This is a genomic window from Pseudovibrio sp. FO-BEG1 (assembly GCF_000236645.1).
GTDB lineage: Bacteria > Pseudomonadota > Alphaproteobacteria > Rhizobiales > Stappiaceae > Pseudovibrio.
In genome coordinates this window covers 358,491-373,756 of record NC_016646.1, presented here as the reverse complement: position 1 = coordinate 373,756, position 15,266 = coordinate 358,491, and the positions used below count along the sequence as shown (strand labels likewise).

The following is a 15,266-nucleotide window of genomic DNA, read 5'->3' as shown; positions in this document are numbered from 1 at the left end:
CTCTAACCGAGACTTTTATAGGTGTAGCCTTCACCCGGAATGGGTTTCACGCGCCCATCCTTAGGCGGTAGCTCGATGGAGACACCAAGCTTTTCCATGAATGCCTGCATCCAGGCCCAGAGGCCGTGCCATTCCACGCCGTAAACGATGTTACCATCGACCACCACGCCCTCATAGTTCAGCTTCTCGTAGGTGTTGCCCGCCATCTGAACTTCCGTCTCGCAGACGAAGTTACCGGTCATGGTTTTGCCTTTCAAAAGGCCCGTGGATAGCAGGATCTGAACACCCCGACATATGGATGCGATTGGCTTGTTTTCCGTAATGAAATGTGCAGTTACCTCCCGCACAATCGGATAGGTGCGTAAGTATTCGCAGGAGCGACCACCGGGGAGAACCAGCGCGATATAGTCAGCAGGATTGAGGTGGTCGAGAGCTACGTTGATGTTGATGCGGTGCCCTTCCCACTCGGTCACGGTCTGGTAGTTTTTGTTGATGTCATGAATGGAGGAGGCAACGGTATCCCCCTCCCGCTTTTGCGGGCAGGCAACATGCACTTCATATCCAATGGCTTTCAGCAGCATGAAGGGAACAATGACTTCGTAGTCCTCACCAAAGTCACCGGTAATCAGAAGGATCTTGCTGCTCATGAGTACACCTCACTCCAAAATGTTTGGTGTGAAAGATGACATGGCGCACTGAGCAAACTGTTTGGCAATCAGTTCGGTTTTGAACCGTGATTGAGTCAGTTTGCTCCTGTTTGCTCTTTTGCGAAAACAAACTCGATACTGAGGCCCGAGCCTGAAGCAGGTGCAGACAAAATTAACTCGGCCTGATGCAAATCCGCGATGGCTTTAACCAGTGCCAGACCGAGCCCCGCGCCCGGTGTGCTGCGGCTTTTCTCCATTCGGAACATTGGCTCAAGCACGCGCGGATAGAACTCTACCGGAATACCAGGGCCATTGTCCCTCAAGCCAAGAGTGTTGCCTGATACGAAAAGGGTGACCTGAGCGTCCTGAGGTGTATGGCGGAGAGCATTTTCGATGAGGTTGGCAAGCGCCTGAATGAGCAGCACACGGTCAGCATTGATCGTGGTCGCCTCATTGATTTCCAAAGAGAATGACCGGCCTGTTTCCTCAATGACAGCCTGATAGATCTCAGCAACTTCATTTGCCAGCGTATCCAACTGGAGCTGCTGAAACTGCTTCTTTCTTTCACCTGACTGGATGCGTGAAATGCGCAGCAATGCATCAAAGACTTCGAGCAGTTCATCCGTTTTCCTCAGTGCAGCAGCAACACCCTCAGCATCGCTGATACCCTTCAGGTTCTGCTCCTGCGTCTGCTCCAACTGAGCTCTGAGCCGTGTAAGGGGTGTCTTCAGATCATGCGCAATATTGACGGAAAGGTCTCTAACCTGCTGCAGAGTTGTTGCGAGCCGCTGCGTGGTGTCATCCAGCTTCACAGAAAGGATGTCGAGGTCATCCTTGCAGTCCTGAGGGGCAATCCGGGTTGTCAGATCTCCGGCTGCGATTTGGTCAAGAGCATGCGTGATTTTGGAGAGACGACGCTGCGCCCGCCAACCAAACCAGAGGCCACCACCAAGCGTGATCAGCATCATCACACCGCCGCTGAACAGGAACGCATAAGGCAGTGTGTTCAGTAACTGGTTACGTGTCCGCAGGCTTGCACCCACAACAAGCGTGCCACCGGGGACGCGGCCTACATAAGCTCGCCAGCTGGTCTCGGATTCAACATGCTCGCCGCTCTCCTCATCCTCTTCGTCCTCATGAAAGTAATAGGGTGCGAGGTTTATGAAACCGGTTTCGCCATATAGATCAGGGATCGGATAGCCGTAGATCTTGCCTGTGTCAGACTTGAAACTGATGAACTCATCGACGCTGAAATGCTCCGATTCTGATTGGTAAGAGCCGGCAATCGACTGATAGGTTGCCCCGCGAGAAAGATCAGTCTTGATCTGATCAAACTTGTCCAGCAGCTCATTGTCGATGGTTTGATTGAGGTTCGCGCGAATGGAGACATCTGCCAGCAAACCTGTTGCCAGCAGCACGCCCAGAAACACCAATGTCAGCGCAAAGGCCTGACGTAAGGCGGACATTTGCCAGAGGTGTTTGAACGACCTAATCATCCAGTATGTACCCTGCCCCGCGAATGGTCCGGATCAGTTCAATATCAAACGGCTTTTCGATTTTGCTGCGCAGGCGGCTGATATGGGTCTCTACCACACTGCTGGTGGGGTCGAAATTCATGTCCCAAACCTTCTCCAGCAACATGTTCTTGGTCAATACACGGCCTTTGTTGCGGATGAAGGTTTCAAACAAACGAAACTCTTTTGCATTGAGCGGGACCGGCTGGCCTGCTCGGGTGCATTGCTGTTTCAGCAAATTGAGTTGGAACTTTTCCACTTCAAGGCAGCTTGTTGTCTCAGCTGAGTTGGTACTGGGGCGGCGACCAAGCGCGGAAACGCGGGCTAAAAGCTCTGAGAAAGCAAAGGGTTTAGGCAGATAGTCATCTCCGCCAGCATCCAACCCTTCAACCCGGTCTTCGACAGAACCAAGCGCGGTGAGAAACAGGACGGGGACAGAGTTGTTGGTGGAGCGCAGTGCTTTCAAAACCGACAGGCCATCAAGACCCGGTGTCATTCGATCCAGAACGATGACATCATACTCGCGTGTCGTTGCATTTAAAAACGCATCGTGGCCATCCTTGACCCAATCTATCACATGACCAGCCTTGGAGAGGCCGTCTTCAACCCATGTTCCGATTTCGATGTCATCTTCCAGCAAAAGAATGCGCATAAGATACTCTGAGTAACTGCAGTACGTTGTGTTTGCACGAACCAGTTGATCCGGTCAAGAAAGCGCATCAACGTCTGGAAACGTTGATGCGCACTTCCTCGGGCGGTGTTGGGGACTACCCGCGGGAAGTATTAGCCGTGTGACCGGCTTGAACGCTCGTGTTCGTGCTCCCGTTCCACTTCTTCATCGTGGCGGTCGCAAGCGTCGTGGTTGCGATCTTCGTCATGATCATCGTAGCGATCGTGCTCATCACGGTCGTCGTGTTCGTTGCGTTCATCATGCCCTTCTCCGTGTTCAGAAGAGTCGTCGTAATCTTTGCAGGATCCTGCTTTTTCAGCGCGGTGTTCTTCCTGAACAGAGCGGGCATCGGCAACAATGAAAGGTGTATTGATCTGAAGGTCGGCCTCCGGGGCAGGTGTGCCAGCAGCAGCGACAAAACCAGTTGAAGCAACGGTTAAAAGAACAGAACTCATCAAAATACTGATTGTTTTCATAATGTATCTCCTTGGGGGCGTTATTGCCGGGACATCCAAGGAGTAGCCCGCCAGTTTTTCAGCTGCCGGACACCAACTTTACAAGTTTGTAAGCTTGCATAAATTCGTCAAACTCAAATCAAAGGAAGCTTTCAGCTTAGTGAACGGGAAAAAAGCGTATCAACCTTGCCCGTGATCATCCGGCGCGGGGGGCATGATTACATGCTAGCGTCTCTCTTGAATCGCTGAAAACAGCCGTATTGCGACTTGAAACAGGTCGTAACCGAGACTTTGGAGAGCGTTTATGAAGGGCCCCCAGCAAAGCAGAGAGGATATTCCGGCTGCACTGCAGGATGATCGTATGATCATTCTTCAAGGGTCTTTGTGTTGTTTCGCGCGTAACGGCTATTTCAACACCACCTTCAAGGATATTGCCAAGGAAACCGGGCTTTCCCAGCAAAGCATCGGCTCCATTTTTGCCAGTAAGGATGAGATTCTGGCTGAGTATCTGCAGATGTGCGATGACGAGATTGTTGAGCAGATCAAGGAGGAAACAGAGTCAGATGCTGATGTGCTGGAACGCATCCGTTCCATCTGTGTGACCACGCTGATTTACCTTGGAACACACTCAGAACTGACGGCAATCTGGGTGGAGTTTTACAAGCACCACGTTGCGCGCGTGGTGTTGAAGAAGTTCTTCGGCCTGCTGCGCAGCCGTATCAGCGAACAGATTGTCGAGGGGATGGAAAACGGTGTGATCCGCAAAGCGAATGCAACGCATATCGTCGAAGCCATCGTTGAGTTGTTTGAAGGAACTCTGATCCTGAGCCGTCTTGAGGGCACCAATAACGAGGTGGAACGGCGCTTTCTGGCTTCCTGGGAGGTGATGGTGGAAGGCCTCGTTCAGAAATAGCGAGCCCGCAGCTAACGCGGGCTCAGCTTAATCTTACTGCGCAGCAACCACAGTGAACTCAACCAGAATGTCTGGACGAGCCATGCGTGCTTCCACACAGGCGCGCGCTGGTTTCTCGCCATCTGCAACCCATGCATCCCAAACTGCATTCATTGCCGCGAAGTCTTTCATATCGCGCACATAAATGGTGGTGGACAGGATCTTGTTGCGGTCGCTGCCAGCTTGTTCCAGCAGAGCATCAACCTTTGCCAGACAGCGCCGGGTCTGTTCGGTGATGTCCCAGCTTGGATTATCTGCAGCGGTCTGGCCGCACAGATAGATGGTGCCGTTGTGCTTGACGATCTTACTCATGCGGTGGTTGGAGTCCACGCGTTCAATGGTCATTGGTTTACTTCCTGTTGTCTTGGAAAATTGAAGAGTTAGAGCACCTTGCGCTCAAAGCGATCAATGCGGAACGGGTTCAGATCAAAGCTGGATTTGCCGGTGGTGATCAACTGAGTGAGAACATCCCCCACAATTGGCCCAAGCTGGAAACCGTGCGCGGAAAACCCGAAAGCATGGTAGGCGTTGCGTGCATTCACACCTGCGCCGATCACCGGCAGATTGTCTGGCATATACGCCTCTAATCCAGCCCACATACGATTGATGACGGCCTTTTTCATGATAGGAAAGAAGGTCTTAGTCGTCTCAGCCGCGAGCGCCAGTTTCTTGTAATCCAGCGTTGTGCGGTTGTTGTCACGGTCCGCAAATCCCTTGGCTCCGCCGCCGATCAGAACAGTTCCATTCTCAAACTGCTTGAACGACAGCTGACGTGAGATAGCTCCAACCACGGGCCCGGCAAAGTGCGGCATGCGGGCAGTGATCATCAGCATGGGCGCGCTGTGTGAGAGGGGGACATTGTCGCCCATCAGAACCGCGGTTTTGTCAGCCCAAGCGCCGGAACAGTTGATCAGAATGCCGGCATTATAGGTTGTCTTGTCAGTCGTGATCTGCCAGTTGGCGCCGATTTGGCGTAAAGACTGAACAGCTTCGCCTTCATGAAAGACCGCTCCTGCGCGCTCAGCAGCTAATCGGTATGCGCTGGTTGCTTTGTAGGGGATGGCATAACCGTCTTGTTCAGAGACGACACCGCCAACGCAGTTGGGTGCAACATGAGGCAGGCGATCGCGCAGTTCCTGCTGGTTGATCTGGACTTCATGATCATAACCCAGCTCTGCTAGCTGATTGATGCGACTGCTGATTTTTCTCATATCCGCATTATCGATTGCGATGTTGATCAGGCTGCGACGGCGAAAGCCGGTGTCGGCACCCAGCTCCTGATCCAGCGTTTGCCAGCGTGTCATGGCCTCTTTGGAGAGGGGAACTTCTGCAAAGTCGCGGCCCAGCAAGCGTACGCCGCCTGCGTTCACGCCGGAGGCATGGCGGCCAACGTAGTCTTTCTCCAACACCAGAGCTTTTATGCCAGCGTTTGCAAGGTGATAGGCTGTTGCGCTGCCGTGGATTCCACCGCCAATGATGATTGCATCAAAATTCATGCGGACACCTCGGCTGGTTTTGGTGCAGGTTGCACCTCCTGAAAATGACTGAGTTCTTCGACACTTAGCAGTTTTTGTGGGGAGCGCAGGCGGTAGTAACCAACCTCTGAGACAGGCTTGCTCTGCCAGTCCGCCAGCAGCTCGCTGACTGTATGACCGCACTGACGGCCCTGACATGGACCCATGCCACAGCGTGTTAACGCCTTGAGAGCATTGGGATCTTTCGCGCCTTGCTCGAACCCGGTACGCAGCTGTCCAACGGTCTGTTCCTCGCATCTACATACCAACGTCGAATTTTGCGTTGGAATGCGTTGCTGTGTTGGAGGCGCGTAGTAAGTGTCCAGAAAACGGCGAAAGGTTTTGAACGAGTTCATCGCCTTCAAATGGTCCGCACTCATGCTCTCCAGATCCGACTTATCCACCCTGCCAAGTTTGTGCATAGCTTGCAGCGCAGCCAGACGGCCTGCGTGCCGAGCTGCTTCAGCACCCTGAATGCCAGCGGCGTCACCAACCACAGCGATGTGCGGGATGGAACTCTGGCCCCAATCGTCAAGTGTCGGCGTCCAGCAGAGCTGTTGCTCTGACCAGTGATGGTCCATACCAAGGGCACGGGTCATGTTGAGGTTGGGAATAACGCCCTGATGCAGGAAGATGTGGTCTGCGTTGACGGAGTGTGTGCGATCATCCTGTTTGAACTGGAGGCCAACAGCCTTGCTCTCTCCCAGAACGCTCAGATCGGATGCGTGGCGAAAGACCGGAACGCCAGCTTTGCGGATCTCGTTGAGGAGCTTCAGGCCCTTGATGAGGTAAGCTGGTTTGCTCAGCGCACCGCCCAGATGTTGCAGAGCGCGACCGACACCGCCAGCTGGTGTTGTGTCCACTACGGCATTAACGGTGACGCCAAGGCGCAGGTATTGGGCGACGATCAGGTACAGCAGCGGGCCTGTGCCTGCGAAGATAGCACCGTCTTTCACCATGCCGTCCGATTTCAACATCACCTGCGCACTGCCAGCGGTCATCACACCGGGGAGATGCCAGCCTTCAATGGGGAACGGACGCTCCATAGCGCCGGGACTGATGATGAGTTCGCGGGCGACAAGGCGGCGAGTCTGGTTGTCTTGCGAATAGAGAACTTCGCCGTTCTCGCCAATGTGCCAGACATCTGCGTTCTGGTGGCGGTCAATGTCTGCCTCAAGGAAGGCGTTCACCAGCTCTGCGCCCTCTGTGTATTCGACACCCAGAACGGATGGATCCAGCAAAGGGCTTTGCGTAACGTCGCGGTAGATCTGGCCGCCGGGTGTCGCCTTCCGGTCCAGAACCACAACGGAGGCGCCAAACTCTGCGGCCTGTAAGGCGGCAGACATGCCGCCGGGGCCGGCGCCGATGATGGCGAGGTCAAAAATCTCAGTCATGCTGCGCTCCCTCATCTGAACCAAGTGGAGCAATGGACTGTTCGGTCAGCAGCTGACTGCGAACTTCCATTCCTTCAGAAACCTTGGCGAGGCAGGCCTGTTGGTTGGGGACGCCATCAATCTCAACAAGGCATTCAAAGCACACGCCCATCGCGCAATAGGCGGAGCGCTGATCGCCGGAGACGGAGGCCAGACGGGTTTGCGTTGTGCCGGAAAGCGCCATGGCTGCCCAAAGGCTGGAGCCTTCAGCTACCTGAACCGCCTGCCCGTTTATGGTGATGGAGACATTCGGGGTCTCGGTTTTGCGCAGTGAGCGAAACATTGGACCTGCCTTTTACTGGCACATTTCAATTGGGAGGCAAACGCCTCCAAAACCGGGCGGATCAGGCAATTCGATGACACCGGGGTCGGGGCCGGTGGGGGAACGAGACTGCCTGATCCGATTGGAGACCTAGCGGTCTGAGTGCTTAGTTCTTGATTTTCTCAAGAATGGACTGACCCCAGTCAGCACCAACGTCGTTCAGGATCTGTGGCCATACGTCTGCGCGTACTTTCTTGGCCGCTGCTGCCAGCTCATCATCAGAGAGGCTGACAATGGTTGCGCCATAGTCTGCCAGTTTCTGCTCAAACGCGCCCTGATCGGATTCAGCTTTGGACCAACGCTTGGCTTCAAACTCTTTCGCAGCTTCTACGAGCGCTTTGCGGGAGCTTTCATCTAGGCCTTCAAAACGCTCAGAGTTGATGATCAGGTACCAGACTTCAAAGTGTGTGTTCACCGGGATGTAGGTTTTCGCAACATCGCGGAAAGAGGCGTAGTAACCTTCAGCGCCGGAACCAACCACACCGTCAACAACACCGGTCTGCACAGCGGTGAAAGCTTCAGAGAATGGGATTGGGGAGCTGATGTAACCCAGCGCATCTGCGGTCAGCTGGAAGCTTTTGATGCCAGGCACACGAACCTTGATGCCTTTGTCAGCATTTGGGTCGCCTGGAGCAACAGCATCGCGGTTCAGCGCGATACCACCGAAGTACACCGGATAAGCTGCCAGCATGGTGATGTCCTGCTTGGCATAAAGTTCTTTCATCGCGTCATGGATTGCGCCGCCCGGACCATAAATCTTCTGCGCCTGCTCCCAGTTTTCTGCCACATATGGGAAGGCACTGATCTGCATTTTACGCTCAACAGCGGTTGCTGCCGGCTGCACAGCCATGTCGATTGCACCAACGGAAATACGCTCCTGCACAGTGGTGTAATCACCCAGTGCACTTGCTGCAAAGATCTTCAGCTTCAGATCGCCATTGGTTGCTTTTTTCAGCTCTTCAGCCAGGTCTTTCACTTCCAGATCAACAGTTGCACCCTGCGGACGGATGTGGCTGATCTTCAGCGTTTTGGCGTGGGCGACAGATGCTGCACTTACACCACCAATGATGGTTGCCAGCGCAAGGGTCGTTTTCAATGCCTTCAAAATCATAGTTCACCTCTGTGTTTTGTTTTCAATCGCAACTGAGGTTGCTGTTATCGGAGCTGCTCCCACAGCTCGCTTTGGGCTCTTGTCTGGTGATGGGGTCAGTAACCAAAGAGCCGGGGAATGAAGAGAGACAGGCCTGACCAGAAGGAGGTCAGGAACACCACTGGCAGATAGCCAAACAGGATCAGGATCATGGCCGGGCGGATCACCTGAGTGACCGGCACCTTGCCGATGCGTGCGCCCAGATAAAGGATCGACGCATATGGAGGGGTCACACCGCCCATGGCTGTGTTCACGCCCATGATCGCTGCAAACTGGATCGGGCTGATACCGATGGCTTCCATAAGTGGCAGAAGTAGCGGAGCAATCAGGATGATCGCGGTCACGTCGTTCACCACCATGCCCACAAGGAAGAGCAGGATGTTGATGAGGATCAGCAGCAGGATCTTGTTCTCAGTGATGGAGAAGATCGCTTCTACCAGCTCCTGAGGAACGCTTTCCAGAACGAACATCTGGGAAAGGATCATGGAGAACAGGATCATCAGCATGATCGCGCCAACGGAGGTTGCTGCCTCTTTACCTGCACCAAGGAATGTTTTGGCATCCAGACCACGGTAGATGAGGAAGCCAACAGGAATCGCATAGATCACTGCAACAGCTGCTGCTTCAGTCGGCGTCATGATGCCGCCAAGGATGATGACGGGCATGAGCAGCGCCGGGGTTGCCTTGAAACCGCGATGGCTGGCTTCCTGCACAAAGGCTTTGCCGCGCGGGCGATCTTCCAGCTTCAGGTCAAACTTGCGTGCCAGACGCAGGTTCACAACAGAGAAGCTGGACATGATCAGCAGGCCCGGGCCAAGCGTTGCGAGGAAGCAGGCAAGGATGGATGTGTCTGTCACCCAGCCGTAGACGATCATGGTCACGCTTGGTGGGATCAGCAGACCGAGCAGAGAAGCGTTGGCGATGAGAGCGGTTGCATAAGCGCGCGGGTAGCCCTGCTTTTCCATTTCAGGAATGAGAAGCGGACCAATCGCGGCCACACCGGTGAGGCCGGAGCCGGAGATCGCCCCAATGAGCGCACAGCTGACAGTTGCCACAACGCCCAGACCGCCGCGCAGATGGCCGATGAAGATGTTGACGAAGTTGAGCAAACTGGCGGCAATGCCGCTGACGCTCATGATCGTGCCCGCCAGCACAAACAGCGGAATAGCAAGCAGAACAGGGTTGCCAAGCTGCTGGAAGCCCCAGAGCATGTTGCCCTTCATGATGACGTCACCAGCGAAGTACATGGTCATCAGGCCCGCGCCAAAGCAGTAGGGCAGCGGCACACCAAGAGTGAGCAGAATAACGAGAACTGCAACGGAAAGAAGTGCAATCTCAACCATATCAGGCCAGCTCCTCTTGTTGGGACTCTGTTGTGGTTGTGGCTGATGGTGGGTAGTTGCCTGTCGCGACCTGATAGATGTGGCGGCCAAGCTGGATTGCAGTGAAGACCATCATCAGCACAAGGCCGGTGATCAACGCCACGTCCACATAGAAGGTTGGGATGTAGAGGGTTGGGCTCTCTCTCCAGACCCGCATGGAGTATTTGGTGAAGTCCCACGCCCAATAGGTCAGCCAGCAGCCGATAACGAGGCTCAGCGCTTCGCCGATGAGCGCGAGGACGGCCACTTGCTTTGGTGTTTTGAGGAAGATCTCAAGAACGTTGGCGCGGATATGGCTGTTTTCGCGCGATGCGTTCACCGCACCGGCCATGTAAAGCCACATTGTTGGGTAAAGCAGGCTCTCTTCCAGCCCCAGGACTGGGATCTCAAGCAAGTATCGCGTGATCACCTGTACAAACTGGCCCAATGCAACAAGGCAGATCAGCCCCGTCAACAGCAGGCTCATAAAGCGATCCATCAGCAATCCTCCCTAAGTAGATGTCCGCAGTGCTGTTTCGGGGAAGATTTCGACTTTGACCTATAAAATCAAAATGATTTAATCTATTGATGTATAGAAAAAAGTTATGGGGCATGTGATTGCCTCACAATTACAGGCAGTTACATGAACCTGAGTTTTCGACAGTTGCAGGCATTTCGTGAAGTGATGCGCACCGGTTCCATCTCTGAAGCGGCACGTACTCTTGGCCGAACGCAACCTGCGGTAAGTTCTCTGATCTCCAATCTGGAGCAGGAACTGGGCATAGAGTTGTTTGAGCGGCAGCGCGGCAAACTGATCCGAAAACCGGAAGCGCAGTTCTTTTTGGGAGAGGCTGAAGCCATTCTGGATCGTCTGGCGCGCTCAACACGAACCATGCGCGAGATCGGCTCCCTGCAACAGGGGCGGCTCAACGTGGCATTCATGCCTGCGTCTTCTCAGGTGCTTGTGCCGCAGCTGATCTCAGAGTTTGTGCAGGACAAGCCGGATGTGAAGGTCTCGCTGATGATGCGCGGTTCCAACGTGATTGAGGAGTGGGTGGCTTCTCAGCAGTATGATGTCGGTCTGGCTGAGACCCCTGCCCCGAACACGGCCCTGTTCACCCATGACTTTCTGCTCAACTGCATCTGTGCCCTGCGCAGCGATGATCCGCTGGCGCGCAAGGAGATTATTGAGGCGAAAGACCTCTCCGGCAAACCACTGGCAACACTGCCGGAGATGCATCCGAACTGCGTTTCCACGCGGATGGCTTTTGAGGACCAGAGAGCGGAGTTCAACCAACGCTTTGAGCTGCGCAACTTTTTGCCTGCGCTGAAGCTGGTGGAAGATGGCCTATGCTACTGCATTTGTGACCCGATGACAGCGGATGGCTATCTGAACACGGCCCGGGAACACAGCTCGCTTGTCTTCCGTCCGTTTGCGCCAAAGGTGGTGTTGGCGATCTCCATTCTGCTGCCATCCCAACGACCGGCGTCTGCATTGGCGGATGCGTTCGCTGCAAAGTTGATTGCGGCGGTGACAGAGATTGAGAAGAAGCAGTGGGGTGATTTTTATGGTGGCCCACAATAGAAAAGAGATAGTGCGTATTCCCGATATTAGGGCCAGATAAGTCTCGGGAATACGCAGTAACGGGTGAGGTTGCCCACCCGCTATTTTATGTTCAACTAGGTTGTACGGCGCTTTGCAGCTTCTGGATCTGTGCTTCCAGCTCTGCAATCTTCTGTTCTTTTTCTTCCAGCGCTGATCTCACCCATTCTGCATCCACGCGCACAGGAATGTGCTGCGGGCAATTGGCATCCCACGCATCAATGGTGAAGATGATCGCCTGTTCCGGCGCGGCGCGATAAGGCTGGTCGTATTGCATCAATTGCTCGATCAACTCAGGATCGTCTTCAATGACTTTCGCCGTGCCCCAGATCTTGATGCGGGTCTTTTGCAGGTAATCGATCAGGAAGATGAAGGCCTTGGAGTTGTCCTCCAGATTGCCCTGACTGATGTACTGCCGATTGCCGCGAAAATCCGCAAAACCGAGGCGCCGATTGTCGAGCACCTTCAGGAAACCCATCGGTCCGCCGCGGTGCTGAATATATGGCTGACCATCTGCATTGGAGGTTGCCAGAAAGAAACTGCGCTGCGCGGCGATGTATTGCGCCAGATCGTCGGTGACTTCGGTCTTCCAGCCACCGCTTTCTTCCATGCTGGCATAGCCATGGCGCGAGCCTTTGCGGCTCTGGATGGCTTTGACGGTGGGCGTAAAGGCAATATCACTGGAATACATGGGGGTTCCTCCAGTTAAAGACCCAGATCACTCAGGCTGGCATGATCATCCGGGCGGCGACCGAGGGGCCAATGGAACTTGCGCTCCTCCGGCTTGATCGTGTGCTCATTGATGCTCGCAATGCGGCGCTTCATCAGGCCGTCTTCTGCGAACTCCCAGTTTTCGTTGCCATATGCGCGGAACCACTGTCCGGAGTCGTCATGATACTCATAGGCAAAGCGAACTGCGATGCGGTCACCTTCATAGGCCCATAGCTCTTTAATAAGGCGGTAATCGAGCTCTCGGGTCCATTTGCGAGTGAGCAGCTGCTCAATCTCGTGGCGACCGGTTACAAATTCGGCTCTGTTCCGCCATTGGCAGTCTGGCGTGTAGGCCAATGCAACCTTTTGCGGATCCCTTGAGTTCCAGCCATCTTCCGCCGCACGGATCTTGGCGCTGGCTGTTTCCCGTGTGAACGGTGGGAGTGGTGGTCTGGTCATGACGATCTCCGGAAGGGTGGCAGGTGGATTGGGCCCCACCTGCCTGTGGTATCAGGCAAGTTCTTTAGCGGCTGGGAAGTCCACTTCCGTTCCCAGAACCTCGTTCATGTAATTGGTCAGCGTGTTCAGGGCCACATGTCCAACAATCTCAACGAGCTCTGCATCGGAGTAGCCTGCATCGCGCACAGCCTGCACTGCTGCATCGGAAACCTGACCGCGGTTCTTGACGACGGCGACCGCGAACTCAACAGCAACAGCGGCTTTCGCGTCCTCTGAGCTGCCTTTGCGGTTCTTCACGATCTCATCTTCAGAGAGCTTGGCAAGGTTGGATGCAAGGTAGGTGTGTGCGGAGAGGCAGTAGTTACAGCCATTCAGCTCGGCCACGGCCAGAGCGATACGCTCTCGGGTTGCGGCGGGCAAAGTTCCCTTGCCAAGCGCGCCGTTCAAACCGAGGTAACCTTCCAGGGTTTGCGGGCTGTTGGCAACGATACGGAACAGGTTCGGCACGGAGCCGAGCTGAGACTTAACGGCCTGAAGGGAAGCCTGAGACTCCTGAGGAGCGGCTTCGATGGAGGATGGGGTAGAAATGCGTGACATTGATTATCTCCTTATTATTGAAACCGGATGATGGTCTTCATGTAACCAATGTTTGAAAGGAAATAATTGGGCTTCTGTGCAATTCACTATTACACTTGCTGTAATAAATGAGTGTGATTGCGGGATTGTTATGGACAAACTTGAAACAATGCAGGTCTTCGTGGAGGTGGCTGAGCGGGAGAGTTTCGTGGAAGCCAGCAAAAAGCTTGGCCTTTCAGCTCCTGCGGTGACCCGCTCCGTCGCCCGGCTGGAGCAATCCCTTGGCACAAGATTGTTCAACCGAACCACCCGCCATGTCCGCCTGACAGATGCGGGTCGGCATTATCTGTGTGACGTGAAAGGCATTCTGGAAAGCGTTGAACAGGCGGAAGCCGCAGTAACGGGCAGTTTCGCAAAGCCGATTGGGGAGCTTTCCATCACAGCCCCCGTATTGTTCGGGCAGAAGTACATCATCCCTCTGATCACCCAGTATCTGGATCTCTATCCGGAAGTCAGCGTCAATGCAGTGTTCTATGATCGCATCGTCAATATGGTGGAAGACAATCTGGATGTGGCCATTCGTATCGGGAACCTGCAGGATTCCAGCCTTTATGCCACTCGCGTGGGGAGCATCCGCCGTGTGATTTGTGCCGCTCCTGAGTATTTTGCGGAGTATGGAGTTCCGCAAACCCCGTCCGATCTGGCAGACCACAAGATCATCCAGCCCACTGCGGTGGAAACCAGCAATCAATGGAAGTTTTCTGGCGAAAAATCGGAGGTGGTGAAGATCAAACCTCACCTGCGCTGTAACCAGAACTGCGCTGCCATTCAGGCCGCTACGGGAGGCGCCGGGATCACGCGCCTGCTGTCCTATCAGGTGGCGAAGGATGTGGCGAACGGAGCATTGCAGTTGGCACTGGAGGAGTATGAACCCGATCCACTCCCGGTCCATATCGTTTACATGGAAGGCCGGCGTGCCAGTGCGAAGGTGAGATCCTTCGTGGATTTTGCTGCCAAGAGATTGCGGGACAATCCTTTCATTGGCGAATAGTTCACCAGAAAAAAACGCCCGGGGTAACCCTCTCACACCCGGGCGCTTTCTTGAGCTCTAAGCGTCTTCCAGCTTAGCCTGCTCATTGAAGTTTGGCTTACGCTTTTCAAGGAAGGCAGTCATGCCCTCCTGTTGAGCGGGAGAGCCAAACAGCGCATGGTACATCTGCCGTTCAAAGCGGATGCCATTTTCCAGCGAGTTCTCATCGGCTGCATTCACACAGGCCCGGGCCATCATGGTGATGTCCCGTGCATAGCCTGCGATAGTCCCAGCCGTTTCCTTTGCAACGGAAAGCAGTTCGTCTGCCGGGATTTTTCGGCTTATGAGGCCCATATCGTACGCTTCTTGCGCATCGATCATACGGCCCGTCAGGATCAGATCCATCGCTCGTGCTTTGCCGACCAGCTTGGTAAGGCGTTGAGACCCACCAATGCCCGGAATACAGCCGATCTTCACTTCTGGTTGGCCGAATTTGGCAGTGTCAGCTGCCAGAATGATATCGCACATCATGGCAACTTCACAGCCGCCACCAAGAGCATAACCGGAAACCGCAGCAATCTTCGGAATACGGAGTGCAGCGAAGCGATCCCATCCGGTGAAGAAGTTGCTGGCATACATGCTGGCGTAGTCTTGCTCGTTGAGCTCAGCGATATCAGCACCAGCAGCAAAGGCCTGCTCGTTTCCGGTCAGGATCAGACACCCAATTGCCGGATTGGCGTCATATTTGGTTGCCGCATCCAGCACTTCTTCCAGAACCTTGGAGTTCAGCGCATTCAGAGCTTTCGGGCGATTGAAGCGGATGGTTGCCACGCGCCCTTCGACAGATGTTTCAATGGTTTCATACATGA

General features: G+C 54.4%; 18 protein-coding genes. 3 read left to right on the top strand and 15 right to left on the bottom strand.

Annotated features, from left to right (window positions below; translation table 11 throughout):
- Positions 1-2 precede the first annotated feature (2 nt).
- The 4 genes from PSE_RS26285 to PSE_RS26270 all read right to left on the bottom strand — a co-directional run bounded on the left by PSE_RS26285 (position 3) and on the right by PSE_RS26270 (position 3,307).
- Positions 3-647 (bottom strand): DJ-1/PfpI family protein, encoded by a 645-nt coding sequence (locus PSE_RS26285; protein WP_014290439.1) that lies wholly within the window; start codon positions 645-647, stop codon positions 3-5.
- Between the two features lie 95 nt (positions 648-742).
- Positions 743-2,143, bottom strand: a complete 1,401-nt coding sequence (locus PSE_RS26280) for a sensor histidine kinase KdpD (RefSeq protein ID WP_041769255.1) — start codon at positions 2,141-2,143, stop codon at positions 743-745.
- Positions 2,136-2,813, bottom strand: coding sequence for a response regulator transcription factor (locus PSE_RS26275; RefSeq protein ID WP_014290437.1), 678 nt, complete (start codon positions 2,811-2,813; stop codon positions 2,136-2,138). Before PSE_RS26275 ends, PSE_RS26280 begins: the two co-directional genes overlap by 8 nt.
- A gap of 131 nt (positions 2,814-2,944) precedes the next feature.
- Entirely contained in the window at positions 2,945-3,307 is a 363-nt protein-coding gene (locus PSE_RS26270) for a hypothetical protein (protein ID WP_014290436.1), read from the bottom strand.
- Between the two features lie 283 nt (positions 3,308-3,590).
- Between PSE_RS26270 and PSE_RS26265 the strand changes: the two genes are divergently transcribed.
- On the top strand, positions 3,591-4,199 hold the full coding sequence (locus tag PSE_RS26265; RefSeq protein ID WP_008551248.1) for a TetR/AcrR family transcriptional regulator: 609 nt from the start codon (positions 3,591-3,593) through the stop codon (positions 4,197-4,199).
- A 33-nt stretch (positions 4,200-4,232) separates the two neighbouring features.
- Here the strand turns inward: PSE_RS26265 and PSE_RS26260 are convergent, their stop codons facing one another.
- From PSE_RS26260 to PSE_RS26230, 7 genes are all read right to left on the bottom strand, one after another.
- Complete coding sequence (locus PSE_RS26260; RefSeq protein ID WP_014290435.1) at positions 4,233-4,583, bottom strand: RidA family protein; 351 nt, start codon at positions 4,581-4,583, stop codon at positions 4,233-4,235.
- 35 nt (positions 4,584-4,618) lie between these two features.
- Positions 4,619-5,734, bottom strand: coding sequence for an FAD-binding oxidoreductase (locus tag PSE_RS26255; protein ID WP_014290434.1), 1,116 nt, complete (start codon positions 5,732-5,734; stop codon positions 4,619-4,621).
- Positions 5,731-7,146 carry an NAD(P)/FAD-dependent oxidoreductase gene (locus tag PSE_RS26250; protein ID WP_041769253.1) on the bottom strand — a complete coding sequence of 472 codons (1,416 nt, stop codon included), beginning with the start codon at positions 7,144-7,146 and terminating at the stop codon, positions 5,731-5,733. Before PSE_RS26250 ends, PSE_RS26255 begins: the two co-directional genes overlap by 4 nt.
- Positions 7,139-7,468 carry a (2Fe-2S)-binding protein gene (locus PSE_RS26245; RefSeq protein WP_014290432.1) on the bottom strand — a complete coding sequence of 110 codons (330 nt, stop codon included), beginning with the start codon at positions 7,466-7,468 and terminating at the stop codon, positions 7,139-7,141. The genes PSE_RS26250 and PSE_RS26245 overlap by 8 nt, the downstream gene beginning before the upstream one ends.
- A gap of 145 nt (positions 7,469-7,613) precedes the next feature.
- A complete protein-coding gene (dctP, locus tag PSE_RS26240) occupies positions 7,614-8,618 on the bottom strand; it encodes a TRAP transporter substrate-binding protein DctP (RefSeq protein ID WP_014290431.1) in 1,005 nt (334 codons plus the stop codon).
- 95 nt (positions 8,619-8,713) lie between these two features.
- Complete coding sequence (locus tag PSE_RS26235; protein WP_014290430.1) at positions 8,714-10,000, bottom strand: TRAP transporter large permease; 1,287 nt, start codon at positions 9,998-10,000, stop codon at positions 8,714-8,716.
- 1 nt (position 10,001) lies between these two features.
- Positions 10,002-10,517: a TRAP transporter small permease gene (locus PSE_RS26230; protein WP_014290429.1), complete on the bottom strand. Its 516-nt coding sequence runs from the start codon at positions 10,515-10,517 to the stop codon at positions 10,002-10,004.
- A gap of 144 nt (positions 10,518-10,661) precedes the next feature.
- On the opposite strand from PSE_RS26230, the gene PSE_RS26225 reads away from it, so the two are divergent.
- On the top strand, positions 10,662-11,603 hold the full coding sequence (locus tag PSE_RS26225) for a LysR substrate-binding domain-containing protein (RefSeq protein ID WP_008550904.1): 942 nt from the start codon (positions 10,662-10,664) through the stop codon (positions 11,601-11,603).
- Between the two features lie 91 nt (positions 11,604-11,694).
- On the opposite strand, the gene PSE_RS26220 is transcribed toward PSE_RS26225, so the two are convergent.
- From PSE_RS26220 to PSE_RS26210, 3 genes are read right to left on the bottom strand one after another with little or no spacing between them, the layout of a single operon-like run.
- Positions 11,695-12,312 (bottom strand): pyridoxamine 5'-phosphate oxidase family protein, encoded by a 618-nt coding sequence (locus PSE_RS26220; RefSeq protein WP_014290428.1) that lies wholly within the window; start codon positions 12,310-12,312, stop codon positions 11,695-11,697.
- A 14-nt stretch (positions 12,313-12,326) separates the two neighbouring features.
- Positions 12,327-12,791: a nuclear transport factor 2 family protein gene (locus PSE_RS26215; RefSeq protein ID WP_008551220.1), complete on the bottom strand. Its 465-nt coding sequence runs from the start codon at positions 12,789-12,791 to the stop codon at positions 12,327-12,329.
- Between the two features lie 51 nt (positions 12,792-12,842).
- Complete coding sequence (locus PSE_RS26210) at positions 12,843-13,388, bottom strand: carboxymuconolactone decarboxylase family protein (protein WP_008550845.1); 546 nt, start codon at positions 13,386-13,388, stop codon at positions 12,843-12,845.
- Positions 13,389-13,518: 130 nt separating this feature from the next.
- Here PSE_RS26210 and PSE_RS26205 point away from each other — a divergent pair, with 130 nt between their 5' ends.
- Complete coding sequence (locus PSE_RS26205) at positions 13,519-14,418, top strand: LysR family transcriptional regulator (protein WP_014290426.1); 900 nt, start codon at positions 13,519-13,521, stop codon at positions 14,416-14,418.
- Between the two features lie 57 nt (positions 14,419-14,475).
- Here the strand turns inward: PSE_RS26205 and PSE_RS26200 are convergent, their stop codons facing one another.
- A complete protein-coding gene (locus PSE_RS26200; RefSeq protein ID WP_014290425.1) occupies positions 14,476-15,264 on the bottom strand; it encodes an enoyl-CoA hydratase-related protein in 789 nt (262 codons plus the stop codon).
- Positions 15,265-15,266 lie beyond the last annotated feature (2 nt).

Bases quoted from the DNA above. Each gene is read 5' to 3' on its own strand.
- PSE_RS26285 (WP_014290439.1), bottom strand. From the start codon at position 647: ATGAGCAGCAAGATCCTTCTGATTACCGGTGACTTTGGTGAGGACTAC.
- PSE_RS26225 (WP_008550904.1), top strand. From the start codon at position 10,662: ATGAACCTGAGTTTTCGACAGTTGCAGGCATTTCGTGAAGTGATGCGC.
- PSE_RS26275 (WP_014290437.1), bottom strand. From the start codon at position 2,813: ATGCGCATTCTTTTGCTGGAAGATGACATCGAAATCGGAACATGGGTT.
- PSE_RS26245 (WP_014290432.1), bottom strand. From the start codon at position 7,468: ATGTTTCGCTCACTGCGCAAAACCGAGACCCCGAATGTCTCCATCACC.
- PSE_RS26260 (WP_014290435.1), bottom strand. From the start codon at position 4,583: ATGACCATTGAACGCGTGGACTCCAACCACCGCATGAGTAAGATCGTC.
- dctP (WP_014290431.1), bottom strand. From the start codon at position 8,618: ATGATTTTGAAGGCATTGAAAACGACCCTTGCGCTGGCAACCATCATT.
- PSE_RS26255 (WP_014290434.1), bottom strand. From the start codon at position 5,734: ATGAATTTTGATGCAATCATCATTGGCGGTGGAATCCACGGCAGCGCA.
- PSE_RS26265 (WP_008551248.1), top strand. From the start codon at position 3,591: ATGAAGGGCCCCCAGCAAAGCAGAGAGGATATTCCGGCTGCACTGCAG.
- PSE_RS26210 (WP_008550845.1), bottom strand. From the start codon at position 13,388: ATGTCACGCATTTCTACCCCATCCTCCATCGAAGCCGCTCCTCAGGAG.
- PSE_RS26235 (WP_014290430.1), bottom strand. From the start codon at position 10,000: ATGGTTGAGATTGCACTTCTTTCCGTTGCAGTTCTCGTTATTCTGCTC.
- PSE_RS26230 (WP_014290429.1), bottom strand. From the start codon at position 10,517: ATGGATCGCTTTATGAGCCTGCTGTTGACGGGGCTGATCTGCCTTGTT.
- PSE_RS26205 (WP_014290426.1), top strand. From the start codon at position 13,519: ATGGACAAACTTGAAACAATGCAGGTCTTCGTGGAGGTGGCTGAGCGG.
- PSE_RS26215 (WP_008551220.1), bottom strand. From the start codon at position 12,791: ATGACCAGACCACCACTCCCACCGTTCACACGGGAAACAGCCAGCGCC.
- PSE_RS26250 (WP_041769253.1), bottom strand. From the start codon at position 7,146: ATGACTGAGATTTTTGACCTCGCCATCATCGGCGCCGGCCCCGGCGGC.
- PSE_RS26280 (WP_041769255.1), bottom strand. From the start codon at position 2,143: ATGATTAGGTCGTTCAAACACCTCTGGCAAATGTCCGCCTTACGTCAG.
- PSE_RS26220 (WP_014290428.1), bottom strand. From the start codon at position 12,312: ATGTATTCCAGTGATATTGCCTTTACGCCCACCGTCAAAGCCATCCAG.
- PSE_RS26200 (WP_014290425.1), bottom strand. From the start codon at position 15,264: ATGTATGAAACCATTGAAACATCTGTCGAAGGGCGCGTGGCAACCATC.
- PSE_RS26270 (WP_014290436.1), bottom strand. From the start codon at position 3,307: ATGAAAACAATCAGTATTTTGATGAGTTCTGTTCTTTTAACCGTTGCT.